Annotated in this window: 19 protein-coding genes and 2 pseudogenes; 12 read left to right on the forward strand and 9 right to left on the reverse strand. The window is 58.7% G+C overall.

What is annotated here, in order from left to right:
- Positions 1 to 5 precede the first annotated feature (5 nt).
- On the forward strand, positions 6 to 245 hold the full coding sequence (locus ACYQ1P_RS05820; protein WP_460019402.1) for a CDGSH iron-sulfur domain-containing protein: 240 nt from the start codon (positions 6 to 8) through the stop codon (positions 243 to 245).
- An 8-nt stretch (positions 246 to 253) separates the two neighbouring features.
- On the opposite strand, the gene ACYQ1P_RS05825 is transcribed toward ACYQ1P_RS05820, so the two are convergent.
- The 3 genes and pseudogenes from ACYQ1P_RS05825 to ppa form a co-directional block, all read right to left on the reverse strand.
- Positions 254 to 1,162 (reverse strand): hypothetical protein, encoded by a 909-nt coding sequence (locus ACYQ1P_RS05825; RefSeq protein WP_460019403.1) that lies wholly within the window; start codon positions 1,160 to 1,162, stop codon positions 254 to 256.
- A 24-nt stretch (positions 1,163 to 1,186) separates the two neighbouring features.
- Positions 1,187 to 1,705 (reverse strand): O-acetyl-ADP-ribose deacetylase, encoded by a 519-nt coding sequence (locus ACYQ1P_RS05830; RefSeq protein ID WP_460020138.1) that lies wholly within the window; start codon positions 1,703 to 1,705, stop codon positions 1,187 to 1,189.
- 138 nt (positions 1,706 to 1,843) lie between these two features.
- Positions 1,844 to 2,380 (reverse strand): annotated as a pseudogene (ppa, locus tag ACYQ1P_RS05835) (inorganic diphosphatase); the annotation flags it as partial.
- A gap of 188 nt (positions 2,381 to 2,568) precedes the next feature.
- On the opposite strand from ppa, the gene ACYQ1P_RS05840 reads away from it, so the two are divergent.
- Positions 2,569 to 3,591, forward strand: coding sequence for a GGDEF domain-containing protein (locus ACYQ1P_RS05840; protein WP_460019404.1), 1,023 nt, complete (start codon positions 2,569 to 2,571; stop codon positions 3,589 to 3,591).
- 78 nt (positions 3,592 to 3,669) lie between these two features.
- Here the strand turns inward: ACYQ1P_RS05840 and ACYQ1P_RS05845 are convergent.
- Positions 3,670 to 3,909, reverse strand: a pseudogene (locus ACYQ1P_RS05845) (diguanylate cyclase domain-containing protein); the annotation flags it as partial.
- Between the two features lie 243 nt (positions 3,910 to 4,152).
- Here ACYQ1P_RS05845 and ACYQ1P_RS05850 point away from each other — a divergent pair.
- Together ACYQ1P_RS05850 and ACYQ1P_RS05855 are read left to right on the forward strand one after the other, a co-directional pair.
- Entirely contained in the window at positions 4,153 to 4,575 is a 423-nt protein-coding gene (locus ACYQ1P_RS05850; protein ID WP_460019405.1) for a hypothetical protein, read from the forward strand.
- 3 nt (positions 4,576 to 4,578) lie between these two features.
- Positions 4,579 to 5,112: a hypothetical protein gene (locus ACYQ1P_RS05855; RefSeq protein ID WP_460019406.1), complete on the forward strand. Its 534-nt coding sequence runs from the start codon at positions 4,579 to 4,581 to the stop codon at positions 5,110 to 5,112.
- 582 nt (positions 5,113 to 5,694) lie between these two features.
- Here the strand turns inward: ACYQ1P_RS05855 and ACYQ1P_RS05860 are convergent.
- From ACYQ1P_RS05860 to ACYQ1P_RS05870, 3 genes are all read right to left on the reverse strand, one after another.
- Positions 5,695 to 6,585, reverse strand: coding sequence for a LysR family transcriptional regulator (locus ACYQ1P_RS05860; protein ID WP_460019407.1), 891 nt, complete (start codon positions 6,583 to 6,585; stop codon positions 5,695 to 5,697).
- Positions 6,586 to 6,636: 51 nt separating this feature from the next.
- Complete coding sequence (trxB, locus tag ACYQ1P_RS05865) at positions 6,637 to 7,581, reverse strand: thioredoxin-disulfide reductase (RefSeq protein ID WP_460019408.1); 945 nt, start codon at positions 7,579 to 7,581, stop codon at positions 6,637 to 6,639.
- Positions 7,582 to 7,722: 141 nt separating this feature from the next.
- Positions 7,723 to 8,331, reverse strand: coding sequence for a peroxiredoxin (locus ACYQ1P_RS05870; protein ID WP_460019409.1), 609 nt, complete (start codon positions 8,329 to 8,331; stop codon positions 7,723 to 7,725).
- Positions 8,332 to 8,598: 267 nt separating this feature from the next.
- Between ACYQ1P_RS05870 and ACYQ1P_RS05875 the strand changes: the two genes are divergently transcribed.
- Entirely contained in the window at positions 8,599 to 9,075 is a 477-nt protein-coding gene (locus ACYQ1P_RS05875; RefSeq protein WP_460019410.1) for an Lrp/AsnC family transcriptional regulator, read from the forward strand.
- Here ACYQ1P_RS05875 and dmeF read toward each other — a convergent pair.
- Positions 9,072 to 10,109, reverse strand: a complete 1,038-nt coding sequence (dmeF, locus tag ACYQ1P_RS05880) for a CDF family Co(II)/Ni(II) efflux transporter DmeF (protein WP_460019411.1) — start codon at positions 10,107 to 10,109, stop codon at positions 9,072 to 9,074. The two genes, ACYQ1P_RS05875 and dmeF, sit on opposite strands and share 4 nt — an antisense overlap.
- 182 nt (positions 10,110 to 10,291) lie before the next feature.
- Here dmeF and phoU point away from each other — a divergent pair, with 182 nt between their 5' ends.
- Entirely contained in the window at positions 10,292 to 10,996 is a 705-nt protein-coding gene (gene phoU, locus ACYQ1P_RS05885; RefSeq protein ID WP_460019412.1) for a phosphate signaling complex protein PhoU, read from the forward strand.
- Here the strand turns inward: phoU and ACYQ1P_RS05890 are convergent.
- Complete coding sequence (locus tag ACYQ1P_RS05890; protein ID WP_460019413.1) at positions 10,978 to 11,886, reverse strand: hydrogen peroxide-inducible genes activator; 909 nt, start codon at positions 11,884 to 11,886, stop codon at positions 10,978 to 10,980. The genes phoU and ACYQ1P_RS05890 overlap by 19 nt on opposite strands.
- A gap of 124 nt (positions 11,887 to 12,010) precedes the next feature.
- On the opposite strand from ACYQ1P_RS05890, the gene ACYQ1P_RS05895 reads away from it, so the two are divergent.
- The 6 genes from ACYQ1P_RS05895 to ACYQ1P_RS05920 all read left to right on the forward strand — a co-directional run bounded on the left by ACYQ1P_RS05895 (position 12,011) and on the right by ACYQ1P_RS05920 (position 15,474).
- Positions 12,011 to 12,487 carry a rubrerythrin family protein gene (locus ACYQ1P_RS05895; RefSeq protein WP_460019414.1) on the forward strand — a complete coding sequence of 159 codons (477 nt, stop codon included), beginning with the start codon at positions 12,011 to 12,013 and terminating at the stop codon, positions 12,485 to 12,487.
- Between the two features lie 60 nt (positions 12,488 to 12,547).
- Entirely contained in the window at positions 12,548 to 12,715 is a 168-nt protein-coding gene (rd, locus tag ACYQ1P_RS05900; RefSeq protein WP_460019415.1) for a rubredoxin, read from the forward strand.
- Between the two features lie 34 nt (positions 12,716 to 12,749).
- A complete protein-coding gene (locus ACYQ1P_RS05905) occupies positions 12,750 to 13,904 on the forward strand; it encodes an NAD(P)/FAD-dependent oxidoreductase (protein ID WP_460019416.1) in 1,155 nt (384 codons plus the stop codon).
- A gap of 8 nt (positions 13,905 to 13,912) precedes the next feature.
- The gene (locus tag ACYQ1P_RS05910) at positions 13,913 to 14,101 is read left to right on the forward strand and encodes a hypothetical protein (protein WP_460019417.1); all 189 of its coding nucleotides are present in this window, start codon (positions 13,913 to 13,915) and stop codon (positions 14,099 to 14,101) included.
- Positions 14,102 to 14,200: 99 nt separating this feature from the next.
- Positions 14,201 to 14,659 (forward strand): hypothetical protein, encoded by a 459-nt coding sequence (locus ACYQ1P_RS05915; RefSeq protein WP_460019418.1) that lies wholly within the window; start codon positions 14,201 to 14,203, stop codon positions 14,657 to 14,659.
- 116 nt (positions 14,660 to 14,775) lie between these two features.
- Positions 14,776 to 15,474 carry an outer membrane protein gene (locus ACYQ1P_RS05920; protein WP_460019419.1) on the forward strand — a complete coding sequence of 233 codons (699 nt, stop codon included), beginning with the start codon at positions 14,776 to 14,778 and terminating at the stop codon, positions 15,472 to 15,474.
- The last annotated feature ends 35 nt before the right edge of the window (positions 15,475 to 15,509 follow it).

The raw sequence follows: 15,509 nt of genomic DNA on the forward strand, positions 1-15,509 counted from the left end.
CGACCATGTCCGAACCGACGATCGCCCAGAAAGCCCCCTATGCTGTCGAGCTGAAGGCCGGAGAGACCTATCACTTCTGCACCTGCGGCAAAAGTGCCGGGCAGCCGTTCTGTGACGGCTCCCACAAGGGCACGGGTTTTGTCCCCCAGGCCTTCACCGCCGAGGAAAGCAAAACCGGCTACTTGTGCGGCTGCAAGCACGCCAAGACCCTGCCGTTCTGTGACGGCACCCATAAAAATCTCTAGCTTGGGTGTTACGGGGTGTCGTTCAGTGTCACCCGTCGGAGCGTGAAATCGCCGCCCCGGTTGACCACCAGCAGTCGGTCGAAGGAGTCCCGATATCCCATATCGGTGACTTTCAGGATCGGCTGATCGTCCAGGGTGACGCTCATCACCCCGCCCTTGTCGCGCCGCCATTCCACCACATGCACCTTGTTGTCCTCGATGCTGTAGGGCGTCGGGGTGACATCGACGACGCTCGACCCGCGACTGCCGACGCGCAGCAATTCCCAGCGCCCGCCCGCCCCATAGGCCAACCGATAGCCGCCATTGCCGGAATTTTTCTGTCCCGGCCCGAATTCCAGGCGTCCGTCCGGTTTCCAGGCGGCCACTTCGAGACGCAGGGTAAAGGCATTGCCGATGGCCGTGTCCAACTGAATATCGGCCGAGCTCGCCGGAGCTTCGGCGGCCTGTTGCGGTTGCGTCCTGGCCCCCAGCACCGCACCGAACAGAGCCAGCGCTTTTTGTTCATTGGACATTTTTTGTTGCGCCTGGGGCTGTTCCGGTTGCGCCAGCACACTGCTGCGCAGGCCGTAACCGCTTTCGACCCAATAGCGCCCAGCGGTCACCACCCAGGTCGGGTTCTGGGTGAAATCCCCATCGGCGAAGGAGTCATCAATCAGCAGCCGTGTTGTCGGTCGATCCTGGCTGTCGGCCAGAGCCCGCAGGTCATACAGGAATTGCGGGTCGGCTGCCTTGGCCTTTTCCGCTTCGTCCACCAGTTGGCGCAGCCGGGCGACAAAGTCCTGCAGAGTCGCGCTGCTGCCGCCCGCCGACGGGTCCTGCCAGCTTTGATAGCGGGAACTCTGGGCCAAGGCCGGGGGGGCCGCCCAAACGCCAGCCACCACCAAAGCCGTCAATACTGAGGTACGAATCCGGTTCATGGCGGAGAGAATAGCAAACAATTTTCAGTCCGGGGAGTCTCTCAATGCCGCCTGATAGGCGCTCAGGCAGTCAGCCCCGAAACAGCAGAAAACCACCCGTTCGAGATCGCGGCTCCGGGCCAGCCCCCGTCGCACCTCGCGCACCGCGATGCGCGCCGCCAGCGCGGGGGGAAAGCCATAGATGCCGGTGCTAATCGCCGGGAACGCCAGCGACCGAACCGCCAATTCGCGCGCCCGTTCCAGACTTTGGGTATAACAGGAAGCCAACAATTCCGGCTCTCCCGCCTGGCCGCCCTTCCAGATCGGCCCGACCGTGTGAATGATCCACGTGGCGGGCAGATCATATCCTCGGGTGACCTTGGCCTGACCGGTCGGGCAGCCGCCCAGGGCGCGGCAGGCCTCCAACAGGGCCGGACCCGCCGCCCGGTGAATGGCCCCATCGACACCGCCGCCGCCAAGCAGGGCGGTGTTGGCGGCGTTGACGATGGCCTCCACATCGAGACGGGTGAGATCCGCCTCCACCAGTTGCAGATCGGCGGACAGGGGTCAGCCGTCCTTGGCTTCCGCCTTGGCCGGGGCTTTCTTGGCTGTCGATTTTTTGGCCGTCGCCCTTTTGGTTGCCGTTTTCTTGGTCGGCGTCTTTTTGGCCGGAGCCGCTGCGGAAACCGAGCTGGTCACCTTGACCTTGTCACCGACCTTGGCCCGCTCGATGCCTTCACGAATCAGATCAAAGGCTTCCTCAGCTTCGCCCCAACGCTTGACCTGCACCCATTTACCCTTTTCAAGATCTTTGTAATGAGCAAAGAAATGGGCGAACTGCTCAATCATGATCTCTGGAAGATCCCGGTAGGACGTGGTGCTCTTATAGTAGGGATGCAGCGCATCCACCGGCACGCAGAGCAGCTTTTCATCGACGCCCGCCTCGTCCTCCATGATCAGCACGCCGATCGGCCGCGAGCGGATGATGACGCCCGGGGCCACGGCTACCCGACCGACAACGGCGGCATCCACCGGATCGCCGTCTTCGGACAGGGTATGGGGCACAAAGCCGTAATTGAACGGGTAATACATGGCCGTATGCAGAAAACGGTCAACGAACATGGCTCCGGAATCCTTGTCCAGTTCGTATTTAACCGGATTGCCCCCCAGCGGAATTTCAATAACCACGTTGAGGTCATAGGGAGGATTCTTGCCGATCGGCACTTTCTTGATGTCCATGGAAGCTCCTGTGATGAGGGGAACGCCTGCGCAAAGTTTTGATACCCTTCCCGATCTGAACTGACAAGATTTGTTTATTGCAATGCAGCAGAAACGGGTCGATTTTATTACATTTTATGGCTGTTCTTGGGCCTGCCTGTTGTTAATATGCGGACTGCCTTCCCTTTGTTTCACAGGACCTTTTCAAGATGATTGACGAGTCGGACAAGGCACGGATTTTGGCTTCCGTGGATCGGATGCTGGGGGCTCTTGATCGACACGAGCTTCCCGCCCGCACAGCTTTTATGGCGGCTTTTTACGCCGAAATCGTGGGCGAACTTTCGGGTCTTTCGGAGGACCTATTGGGCCTGGAGCGACTGAACCCGCAAGTGGATCTGGCCCAAAAAACTCGGACCATTTGCTCGCGCCTGCTGTCGCTGCCCGAATTCGACGAGTTCACCCGTTCCGGAGGAAAGATCAACGCCGAGGCCAACCAGATCATTGAATCGGCCAACCGCATGGAGTCCAATGCCCGCGCCTATGGCGAAACCCTCGAAGGGGCAACGGCGCGCCTGGGTAAGGCCGAGGACCGTGAGCAGATCCAGTCGATCATTCACGAGGTCAGCCAGGAAACAGGCGGTTTGCTTGATCAAAATGCCGGGCTCATGCAACAGCTGCGTCAGTCCACCCAAACGGTTCAGGTGCTGCAGGCCCGTCTGGAGGAAATCCAGAATCTGGCCTCCAAGGATGCGGTGACCGGGCTTTATAATCGTCGCCACTTTCTCACCATGTTGGACGACCTGCTGTCCCGACCCGCCAACCAGGACGGCCAGCTTTGCCTTATTTTCATCGATATCGACAATTTCAAGGGCTTCAATGACCGCTACGGTCACGCGGTGGGGGATATGGTGCTCAAGCTGGTGGCCCGTATCCTTCAGGGATCGGTCCGCGCCCAGGACATCTGCGCCCGCTTCGGGGGCGATGAATTCATCGTCACCCTGCCGGGAATCACCCTAGACGAGGCCCGCCCCCTGGCCGAACGCCTGCGCGCCCGCATGGCTGCCACGCCGTTGCGCAAACGGGGCAGTTCCCAGGATTTCGGCCAGTTGACCATCTCCATGGGCATGACCGGCTTTCAACAGCCCGAATCCGCCGAAAGCCTCATCGAACGGGCCGACACCGCCTTGTTGAGCGCCAAAAAGGCCGGCAAGAACATGCTGGTGGTGATTTAGCGAGCCCAACTGTAAGCTGTGGAGCATTTGTGAACCATTGTGTACGTTTGGGTGGCGATAGAATCTACAGCAGTTTCGTCCGGCCTCTTTGGCAACATAAAGGGCCAGATTGGCGTTCTTTGTCAGTTCTTCTTCGTTACTCCCGTGGTCGGAGAACATCGCAACGCCGACGCTTGTGCCGATTCTTATGTCGTGGCCTAAAATTGCCATCGGTTTGCGAACGGTCTCAATAATCCGGTTGGCGATGATCTCAACGCGTTCCTCACCGTCTGGATGGACAAGGAGAATCGCGAACTCATCCCCGCCCAATCGCGCCACAACATCAGTGTCCGTCCGGACTCTGATGGGGCAATCGATTCAGGAGATACCCCATGCCGATTAATAAGCATACCATGACGTCATCGTGCCGGGCGTTTTGCCATGATCCCTTTGGGTGTAATTATGATTTAATTCCAATCTCCATATATCTGATTTAGCGAAAATATCATCTGGCAATCTTACTTGCCAACGCATATAAAAATGATTGAATGAGAAAAATATATAATCCATAGGGGGTATTTTGTGAAGTCAAGTAGAGTATTTTTAGCACCATTTGTTGCGCTTGCTGTTTTGGGGTGTGCATCGCAGCCCGACAAGATTCAGACCGCTTATGTGTCGACGCTTCAGTACAATAATTACGATTGTGAACAGCTGTCCATGGAGGCGGAAAGAGTATCCTCTAGGACCATTGAACTATACCAAGGGCTTAAAAAGACGGCTGACGATGACGCTTTGCAAATGGGCGTTGGGCTCGTCCTGTTTTGGCCGACGCTTTTCTTTCTTGAGGGAGGAGACGATACCCGCGCCCATGAGTATTCCCGCCTGAAAGGGGAACGTGAAGCGATTGAAAAGGTTTCAATCCAGAAGAAATGCACAATTCAGTTTCCTCCTCTTGAACCGGTTGCTCCTGCAAAAACCGCTTCCCCCCCTATAGTATCGAGTTGACCTATGAAAATAGCACCCATTTTTGTCTTGCTGTTGTTGGTCGGCTGCGCTTCCCCTGCCGAAATTCAGAACATGATTATCAGCGAGAAGGCGCTTATCAGAGCCCATCCCGTACCTTTCAAAGATTCTCTTATCATTGCTCTGGTCGATGGGGGGGAGAGTACGAACCCTATGTGGACGTCTGAAGTCAGCAACTCAGGGTTTCGGGGGGCGCTCCAGGGTTCATTGGAGAAAAGTTCTTTGCTTGCGCCGGGCCTGCCCGAGTCAAGGTTCGACTTGTACGCCACGTTAAATGAACTCAACCAACCTCTTTTCGGGTTGGATTTGACCGTTTCATCACAGGTCAAATATCGAGTTGTCGAAAGGGACAGCAAGAAAACGTGGTTCGATGAGCTTGTCTCGGCCGCTTATACCGCGACATTTAGCGATTCTCCCTTAGCCGTACAGCGATTGAGGTTGGCGAATGAAGGCTCAATCAGGGAGAACATTAAACAGTTCATCCAACGACTTGTTGAGTCCAGCTCACCAGTAAGTTGAACCTCGATTGCGAACAGTGCAATTAACTATGTTTGGATCAGGAAATTCCATTGTCCGCCCTTGTTAGGGGTTGTCGGACACCTGCCACGTCGAGGAGGCTGCCACAGTGACGGATGGCAGGTGTCGGACAAGCCTCAGGGGCACGCCAAGCACTGGGCAGGGTTCTGGTTGGCCTCGAAACCGACTCGTTTTAGTCCTGAATTAGTACTGGAGCTGCATTTTTGCCTACCGCACCAACACCGGGCCGCCCAGGGAAATCCCGTAACTCATCGAAAAAAACGCCCCAACCACAAGGGTCGGGGCGTAAGTACAACAGGGAGGCTTCACGTCTGGGAGACGTAGGACTCGCTCCAACTGGGAGGAAGAGACGAGCCCTTTTCCCGAACCAAAGGTCCGGAAAGAGGCGACAACAGACGGGCCGAACAAACGACCTCATATCATCTATTTCTTATATTAGGGACTTCTTATTAATGGTCCAGGTACAAAATAACAGGACAGCCATGCGCAAAACGCATAGCAAGCCTCAATGGTATGAGATTTTCTCGGATCTGCGGGCGTTTGGGGCTGTTTCTGCCCCCGGCATCACGGATATTCGGCGATTTTCTTCAGCAGGAAATCCCGAAACACGCTGATTCTCTTCGAATGGCGCAGTTCCTCCGGATAGACGAAATAGGCGTCAATGCTCGGCCGGTCGACCAGATCTTCGAGCACCGGCACCAGAATGTTCCGATCCTGATTGACGTAATAGGGCAGGGCCCCGAGCCCCAGGCCGCTCAGGACGGCGCGGAAGATTCCATAGACGTTGTTCACCCGCAGCAACGGCCGTCGCTTGGCATTGGGTTCGGCACCCAATTCCATCAGCCAGTTGGAATTGCTGAACGGCGGGCGGGCGCCTTCGCCGAACACCACCAGGGCATGATCGTCAAGATCCTGTGGGGTTTTCGGTGTGCCGTGACGCTCCAGATAATCCGGATGGGCATAGATCTGATAGGGCAGATTGAGCAGGTGGCGCTGAATCAAATCGGGCTGACGCGGCGGCAGCATGCGGATGGCGACGTCGGCCTCGCGCATGGACAGATCCAGGTCCCGGTCGGTGAGAATCACCGTCAGGTCAATATCCGGATAACACTCCAGAAACTCCTTCAGTCGCGGAGTCAGCCAGATACTGCCGAAGGCGACGGTGGTGGTGACGGTCAGCGGCCCCTGTGGGCGCTCCTTGCTCTCGCTCAGGCGGGCCTCGGTCATGGCCAGCTTGGCAAACACCTCGTGCGCCGTCTTGAACAGCAGTTCGCCCTGCTCGGTCAGGATCAGGCCCCGGGCATGGCGATGGAAGAGATGCACGTCGAGACTCTCTTCCAGCGCGCTGATCTGCCGCGACACTGCCGACTGGCTCAGATTGAGCGCCTCGCCCGCATGGGTGAAACTCCCGGCTTCCGCCACCGAGTGAAACACGCGCAACTTATCCCAGTCCATGTCGCCCCCTTTTCGGGTCGGATGTCGGCGGGAGGACCTGCCACCCCGAGGTCAGTCGTCCTGTTCAGCCAGGAATTTTTCCACCTCCAGCGCCGCCATACAGCCGGTGCCGGCGGCGGTCACCGCCTGCTGATAGGTATGATCCTGCACATCGCCTGCCGCGTAAACCCCCGCAATGCTGGTTGCCGTGCTGTCGGGCTTGGTGACGATGTAGCCGTTTTCCATCTCCAGCTGGCCCTCGAACAGGCCGGTATTGGGGGAATGGCCGATGGCGATGAACACCCCGTCAACCGGAATATCGGTCATTGCGCCGCTCTTGACGTTCTTCAGGCGCACGCCGGTGACCCCGGGAGGTGTCCCGCCGCCGAGAATTTCATCGAGCACCGAATCCCAGACCACGGTGACTTTTTCATGGGCCAGAAGGCGTTTTTGCAGGATTTTTTCCGAGCGCAGTTCGTCGCGCCGATGCACCAAAGTGACCTTGGAGGCCAGATTGGCCAGATAGAGGGCTTCCTCCACCGCCGTATTGCCGCCGCCGATCACTGCCACTTCCTTGTTGCGGTAGAAAAAGCCGTCGCAGGTGGCGCAGGCCGAGACGCCGAACCCCATGTATTTCTGTTCGCTTTCCAGGCCCAGCCAGCGGGCTGTGGCCCCGGTGCAGATGATCACCGTATCACTGACATAGGTATCGCCCGAATCGCCCTTGCAGGTGAAGGGCCGCTGGGACAGGTCGGCCTCGGTGATGATGTCATCGACAATGGTGGTGCCCACGTGGGCGGCCTGGGCCTCCATCTGTTCCATCAGCCAGGGACCCTGGATGGTTTCGGCGAAACCCGGATAGTTTTCCACATCCGTTGTAATCGTCAGCTGGCCCCCCGGTTGCAGGCCGCGCACCATCATCGGCTCCAGGCTGGCGCGGGCGGCATAAATGGCCGCCGTGCAGCCGGCCGGTCCGGAACCGATGACGAGAACTTTCACGCGATGAGTCTGAGACATGATGGAACACCCTATATCTTATTTCGAAACAAAGGATAAATGCGCCGCCGCCCAATCGCAAGCACGCGGTCGCCTTACGAAAAAAGGGGCCGCTGCGTCGCGACCCCTGTTCTCTATTGCGGACGGAAAAACGGCGCGAGCTTACAGCTCTTCGGCGTGATCCGTCAGATAGGCGGCAACGCCGTCGGGGGTCGCAGTCATGCCCGCATCACCCTTGTTCCAGCCGGCCGGGCAGACTTCGCCATGCTCTTCGTGGAATTGCAGCGCATCGACCATGCGAATCATCTCATCCACATTGCGGCCCAGCGGCAGGTCGTTGATGACCTGATGACGCACCACGCCGTTCTTGTCGATCAGGAAGGAGCCGCGGAAATCCACGCCCGCACCTTCGATCAGCACGCCATAGTCGGCGGAGATGGACTTGGTCAGATCGGCGACCAGCGGGAATTTGACCTGACCCAGGCCACCGGCATTGGTCGGCGTGTTCTTCCAGGCCAGATGAGTGAAATGGGAATCGACGCTGATGCCGACCACCTTGGTGTTGCGCTCCGCGAAGGCCGCGACTCGATGATCGAAGGCCAGAATTTCAGACGGGCAGACGAAGGTGAAGTCCAGCGGGTAGAAGAAAACCACCCCGTAGGAGCCCTTGAGATAGCTCTTGAGGTTGAAAGCCTCGTCGATGCTGTTGTCGCCCATCACGGTGGGGGCGGTGAAATCCGGAGCCTCGCGGCCGACCAATACGTTACCCATGACTCAGTGTCCTCCCATAAAAAACAAAATGACGCTTCGAGACCCGATGACCGGCCCGAACATTGGCGACACTACTCCCGCACAGGTCCGCTTTCAAGGTGAATTCTGACCAAATTACATAGGTTCCAGGCTTTTCTGGAATTATTTGAATTTTTGAATGCCGTCGATGTAATTTTTGCCGTGAAATGAAGGAGATGGGTTGGCGAATGCTCCCCAGGTGGGTAATATCCTTTCATAAATTAGGTGGTTTCAGGAGAGAATATTTCCATGCAACGGGTCAAACTCGACCTCATTGATCGTCGTATTCTGCGTGATTTGCAGGAGGATGGACGGATGACCAACGTGGAGTTGGCCCGTCGGGCCGGGATCTCAGCCCCGCCCTGCCTGCGCCGGGTGCGGGCGCTGGAAGAAGCGGGCTTTATTCGCGGCTATCATGCGGATGTGGAGCCCGCAGCGCTGGGTTATACGGTCACCGTGTTTGCCCAGGTTGGTTTGGACAGTCAGGCCGAACCGGACCTCAAGGCCTTCGAGGCGCTGATCAACAGTTGGGCCGAAGTGCGGGAATGCCACATGCTGGCCGGGGAGACGGATTTCCTGTTGAAGGTGGTGGCCACCGACTGGGATTCCTATCAGACCTTCCTGACCTCGAAATTGACCGCCGCGCCCAACGTCAGCCACGTCAAGTCGGCGCTGGCCATCCGCTCGGCCAAGACCCAGCCGGGCGTTCCCATCGACGTGGATTAAACCACTCCCGGTTCCTTCGGCAAGCAGGGCGCCGCCTCGCAGGTATTCACCTCCACCGTCAGATGGACGATATCCTTATGCCCGGCCAACAGCGCCTTGTAATGCTCGGCGGAGCGCGGGAAATGGGTGACCAGGGAGACGATGGCCGCCACCTGCGCCGGTCCCACCTGCCATACATGCAGATCCACCACCCGGTTGTCGGAATCCGCCTCCACATCCCGGCGAATGACCTCCTCGCGACCGGTAGCGGCGTTGCCATCTAGCAGAATCCGCCCGGTATCCTTGACCAGACCATAGGTCCAGACGCCAATGACGATGGCCCCGACGATGCCCATCAGCGGGTCCATCCAGACCCATCCCAGATGCTTACCGACCAGCAGCGCCCCGATGGCCAGCACCGAGGTCAGGGCATCGGCCATCACATGCAGGAAAGCGGCCCGCAGGTTGTGATCCTGGTGCCCCTGATGGGCGTCGTGATGGACATGATGATGGTCGTGCTCGTGGTGATCATGGGCATGGTGGGCGTGGTGGGCGTGGTGGTCGTGGGCGTGCCCATGATGGTGGTGATCGTGATCCCCGCCGCCGTGCAGCAACAAGGCGCTGGCCAGATTGACCACCAGACCCAGGGCGGCCACCATCATGGCGTTGTCGAAGTTGATGTCCACCGGCGCGGTCAGTCGGTCGATGGATTCCCAGGCCATCATCAGGGCCACCATGCCCAGTACGATGCCCGAGGTGAACCCGCCGAGCACACCAACCTTGCCGGTGCCGAAGGTATAGTTGCGGTCATGCAGATGCTGCCGGGCATAGCGATAGGCGAAGACGGTGATCAGCAAGGCCGCCGCATGGCTTGCCATGTGCCAGCCGTCGGCCAGCAGGGCCATGGACCCAAACCACCAGCCGGACAGAATCTCGGCCACCATCATGACCACGGTCAGGCCAATGACCCAACTGGCGCGGCTTTCGCCCCGCGCCTGCTGGTCGCCAATATAGGCGTGATCGTGCCGCCAGTCGTCCAGGCTATGGATATGCATGGGTCACCACCTATTGAGATTGATTATCAATTCCGTCTGATGGGAATTTAGCGACATACGGCGCATTATCAAGACAAAAAATAGGGGTATTCGCGCCGTTTGGGGCAAAGTTCACACAAGACGCTGTCATCTTGCTGTAATATATCTGCAACAACTGAAATCTTGGTCAAGGAGTCAAAGACATGCAAGGTCATACCGTGCGTTCCTATGAGCGGGAGTTCGACCAGTTGCGTGCCATGGTGGCTGAGATGTCCGCCGTGGTGAGCGAGGAATTGGCCCAGGCTCTGGAGGCTCTCAAAGCCCGCGACGGGGCGACGGCCCAGAAACTGCTCGGCCAGGACGAAGCGGCCAATGAGCTGGAACGGCAGATCGACGAGGCCGCCATTCGCATGATCGCCCTGCGTCATCCCATGGCGACCGATTTGCGCGAAATCATCGCCGCGCTGCGTCTGGCCACCGATCTGGAACGCATCGGAGATTACGCCAAGAACATCGCCAAACACACCATATCCATCGCTCCACGCGACGGTGACGCACCCCAGATCGAGGCTCTGTTGCAGATGGGGGCGCTGGTCGCCCGCATGGTGCCCGATGCGGTGAAGTCCTTTTTGGACCGGGATTCGATCCTGGCGCAAGATGTCCGGCAACGGGATGAAGAGGTCGACACCCGGCATACGGAAATCTTTCGTGATTTGCTGACCGGCATTGATGACCGCACTCTTGACGCGACCACCGGCACTCACTTGATGTTCGTGGGCCGTTGCCTGGAAAGGCTCGGCGATCATGCGACCAACATTGCCGATCATGCGCTCTATCTGGTGGCCGGGTCGATTCCACCGGATGATCGGATTAAGGCTGACCAAGCCGCTTATGTGGTGGTGCGCTGAAGATTTTCTCCGAGAAACCCGGCCAGTCCGCGCAACGCCTCGGCACGCGGGAAGGACGGGCGCCAGACCAACGCCAGCATCCGGTGCGGCCCCGGTTCCGCCAGGGGCCGCAAGATGATGTCCGCCCCCTTGAGACTTTCGGTCTGAAGCGCCAATTCCGGCAGGAAGGTCATCCCCTGTCCGCCCGCCACCATCTGCACCAGGGTGAACAGGCTGGTCCCCTGAAACGCCCCCGTCTGACGCAGACCAGCCATTTTACAGGCGGCCAGGGCGTGATCACGTAAACAATGGCCGTCTTCTAGCAACATCAAATCATCCAACGGCAGTTCGGTCGAGGCCAGGGGTCCCTTGGTGGCGAGCGCATGCCCCCGGGGCAGAGCCAGCCAGAAGTTTTCCGGCCGCACGTCGGCACTTTCCAATCCGCTGATGTCATAGGGCAGGGCCATCAGTGCGCAATCCAGATCCCCCCGATGCAGACGCTCCAGCAAGCGCGCCGTCTGGTCCTCGCGCAGCATCAACCGTAACGCCGGATAGGCGGCGCGCAGGGGCGGCAGCACGCGGGGCAGTACGAACGGGCCGATGGTCGGAATTACCCCGAATCGCAACGGCCCGGCTAAATCTCCGTCTCCCAGCCGCACCATCTCGACCAGATCCCGGGCATCGCGGAGCAGTCGGCGGGCCTTTTCGCCGACCTCCAGCCCGAGCGGCGTCGGCAGGACCTTGCGCCGGGTGCGTTCGATCAGCGCGCAGTCGAGCAGCGTTTCCAACTCCCGCAGTCCGACACTCAGGGTGGATTGGGTGACGAAGCAGGCCTCTGCCGCGCGGCCGAAATGACCGTGATCCAACAGGGCGACAAGATACTGAAGCTGACGCAGGGTGGGCAGATGCATGATCGTTTTTCTCTATCAGTGAGATGATTATAATGAATTAGACAAATATATCAAGAAAATCTACCTTTCCTCTCGTCAGGGGCCAGCAGGTACCCGCCAAAGATCGAACACAGGAGCAGAAATCATGTCCCACCCCGAAAACAGTGTGACCGTCAAGAATATCGAGGCCGCCTTCGCCGGCGAATCCATGGCCAACCGCAAATATTTGTTCTTCGCCCGTCGTTGCCGGGAACTGGGTGCCACCGAGGTGGCCGAGGTTTTCGAGGCCACCGCCGAACAGGAAACGGCCCATGCCTTCGGTCATTTGGACCTGTTGTTTCCGAAATCGGAATTGACGGTCGAGAAGATGCTGCAAATGGCCATCGACGGCGAAACCTATGAATATACGGAAATGTATCCGCAGTTCCGCCATTTGGCGGTGCAGGAAGGCAACCAGGCTGCGGTCGACGAAATGGACGAGCAGATCGCCGAATCCAAGGAACATGCCGCGCAATTCCAGTCGGTTCTGAGCAAGGCCGCCAAGCGGTTCGCCGCCCTGGCCCAGGTCGAAAAAAGACATGCCGGGCATTACCAGGAAACGTTGGACAAATTCGGCTCTTGAGCTAGGTTCTGCCAACCCCATATGCCAACACAATAACTCGCTATCCAAGGAGCAAGATCCATGAAGTACGTCTGTGTCGTTTGTGATTTCGTTTACGATCCCGCCAAGGGCCTGCCCGATGACGGCATCGCTCCGGGAACCGCCTTTGCCGATATTCCCGATGATTGGACCTGTCCCGACTGTGGAGTCAGCAAGTCCGACTTCGAGCCGGTCGAAGACGCCGCCTGAGTCCACTCTCTCTCCAAAACGTAAGGAATGCATCATGACTGGCATCGTCATCGTCGGGAGTGGCCTGGCTGGCTACGGCCTGGCCCGCGAAATCCGCGCCCTGGACCCCGAATGCGCGCTCACCCTGGTGACCGCTGATGACGGTGCCATGTATTCCAAACCCATGCTGTCCAACGCTTTTGCCCAGAGCAAAGACGCCGACGCACTGATCCAGAAAGCTCCGGAAAAGGTGGCCGAGGATCTCAAGATCAACGTCCGCCCCCATTGCCGGGTGTCGTCCCTGGACGCCGCCGCCAAGCAGCTAAAATTGGAAGACGGCACTGTCTTGGCCTATGACAAACTGGTCCTCGCCATTGGCGCCGACCCCATCAGGCTGCCCATTCCCGGCGGTGAGGCGGTGCCGGTGCTGACGGTCAATGACCTGTGCGACTATCGGGCCTGGCGCAACCGGTTGCAGAAGGGCAAGCGGGTTTTGTTGATCGGGGCCGGACTCATTGGCTCGGAATTCGCCAATGACTGCGCCCTGGCCGACTATCAGGTGACCCTGGTCGATCCGGCCCCCTGGCCGGTGGCCCGGCTGGTGCCCGAGGTGTTGGGCCGCCTGATCACCGATTCCCTGGCCGAAGCTGGAATCCGCATGTGTCTGGGCCGCACCGTGGCCCGTATCGACCCGGCAGACGATGGCTTCACCGCCACTCTCGACGATGGCACCGAAGTTCCCTTCGATCATGCCCTCTCGGCCATCGGATTGGTGCCGCGCACCCAGATGGCCAAAGCGGCAGGCCTGGACTGCGGACGCGGCATCAAAATCAATTCCGAGATGCAGACTTCCGATCCGCATATTTTCGCTTTGGGCGATTGCGCCGAAAGCAGCGCCGGGCCGCTGCCTTTCGTCGCCCCGCTATTGGCCCAGGCCAAGGCGTTAGCCAAGGGCCTGACCGGCACCCCGACGCCGTTGCATCTCCCGGCCCTGCCGGTGGTGGTCAAAACCCCGGCCCTGCCGTTGGTGGTCTGCCCGCCGAAACCGGGGGCGGAGGGCACATGGCGGGTCACCGGCGAGGGCCGCGACCTGATTGCCGAATTCATCGCCCCCGACGGCCAAAAACTCGGCTTCGCCCTCAGCGGCACCACCACCAACCAACGCCGCACCCTGGCCAAGGACATGCCGGACCTCATTGCGGCGGAGTAAGGGTTTCGTTGCGATGGCAGGTCACCGTTTCGTGGCCTGCCCGCGTCGATTTGCTTGCGGTCGTCGGGGTGGAAGAAGCTGGTGCCGCTGGCCGATTGCCCGGAGGCGAGGTCCACCGTGCCCGGGAAGGTGTTCTTGAACCACTGATCCAGCTTGGGCCGGGCGATGGCGTTGCCCGGGTGGCCGGACTGGAATGAACTGGGCGAGGTCTTGACCTTGAGGGCCTGGGTGGAAGACCAGTCCTCCACCGGCACGTCACGCAGGATCTGGTCGGCCACATATTGCGGGGTGTCCGGGTGCTTCTGGAAATCGTGCTTGTAGTCTTCTTCGTGACCCACCGGGGGTGGGCCTTCGGGAGCCATTTTCTGGGCCAGGGCCTGCCGTTGCTGCTGCTGCTTTTGCTCTTCCAGGCGCTGTTTCTGGCGCATCTCTATGCGCTGCCGGGCGGCTTTCTCCTCGGCGGCCTTTTTGTCCTGGTGCATCTTCCAGACCGCCTCCGTGTCGGCCTCGGCCTGTTTGAGAAGGTTTTCCTGTTGCGCCCGGTCGCTCGGGGACTCGTCAAGGAGGGCGTTCGTCCGGCGTGCCGGGGTGTCGAGGACGGGGTCAGAGGCAATGGACGGAATCGGGGCAGAGGACAGGGGGTCCAGGAGTCTGTCCGATTTCAGGCCTCGTTGTATGAAACTTGTCCCCATCCAGGGGGCTGTCCATCCGTCATAATTGCCTTACACGACGCCCACCACTACCCTTTAGATTAAAAATATTGGGCTGTTTCACCGCCTATTGTTGCAATTATATCGCACAATCGAAGGTCTTTTCCACTCTGACGACTTTTTCAATGAGTTGTAAATGAGATATGGTTACAAGTGTATTCATGATTGACGACATTACCTTTGGGGGGGAGCAAAAAATGAAACGCTTTGTGATTGCCGCTGCAGTTCTGACCGCCACAGCCGCGCAGGCTCTCGCGGCAGATGGCTATGTGGAAGGCCAACTGGGCTATGCCATGTTGCAGGATGTGGATAGCAAAACCTATTCCGGGACGAGTAACGGCATTACCGCGACGAATCTCAAGCTGACGCTCGATTATGACAATGCCCTCGCCTTCGGTGCCGAAGCGGGTATTCTGGATTTTGGTCTCAAAAACGTCCGCCTGGGCCTTGGGATAAAATACTTCGAGGCGGAGCTGAATGCCGCCACTCTCAGCGGAACCCTGACCTCTGGCGGCACCACCTGGACCGGCCCGACCACAGTATCGGGATCATCTCTGAACGGCACGTTCGACAACACCGTCATGCTCTATTCCCTCAATGGCTACTATGACTTCAAGTCAAAATACCGCCTCACACCCTTTGTGGGCGCGGGCATCGGCCTAGCGAACATTGAAAATTCCGATGACATTGAATTCGGCGGAAATCTCAGTGCCGGGGTGAATTTCGATCTCACCGAGAAGGCCTATATGGGCATCAAAGGGGATTACCATTACATCGCGGGACCCAAGGACAAATATGGCATTGAGTACGAAGCCATTCAGGCCATGACCGCCATGGTCACCCTCGGCTACCGCTTCTGATCCTGCCGTTGTCTGGAAGCTGACATGAATGGGGC

This window comes from Magnetospira thiophila (assembly GCF_054657015.1).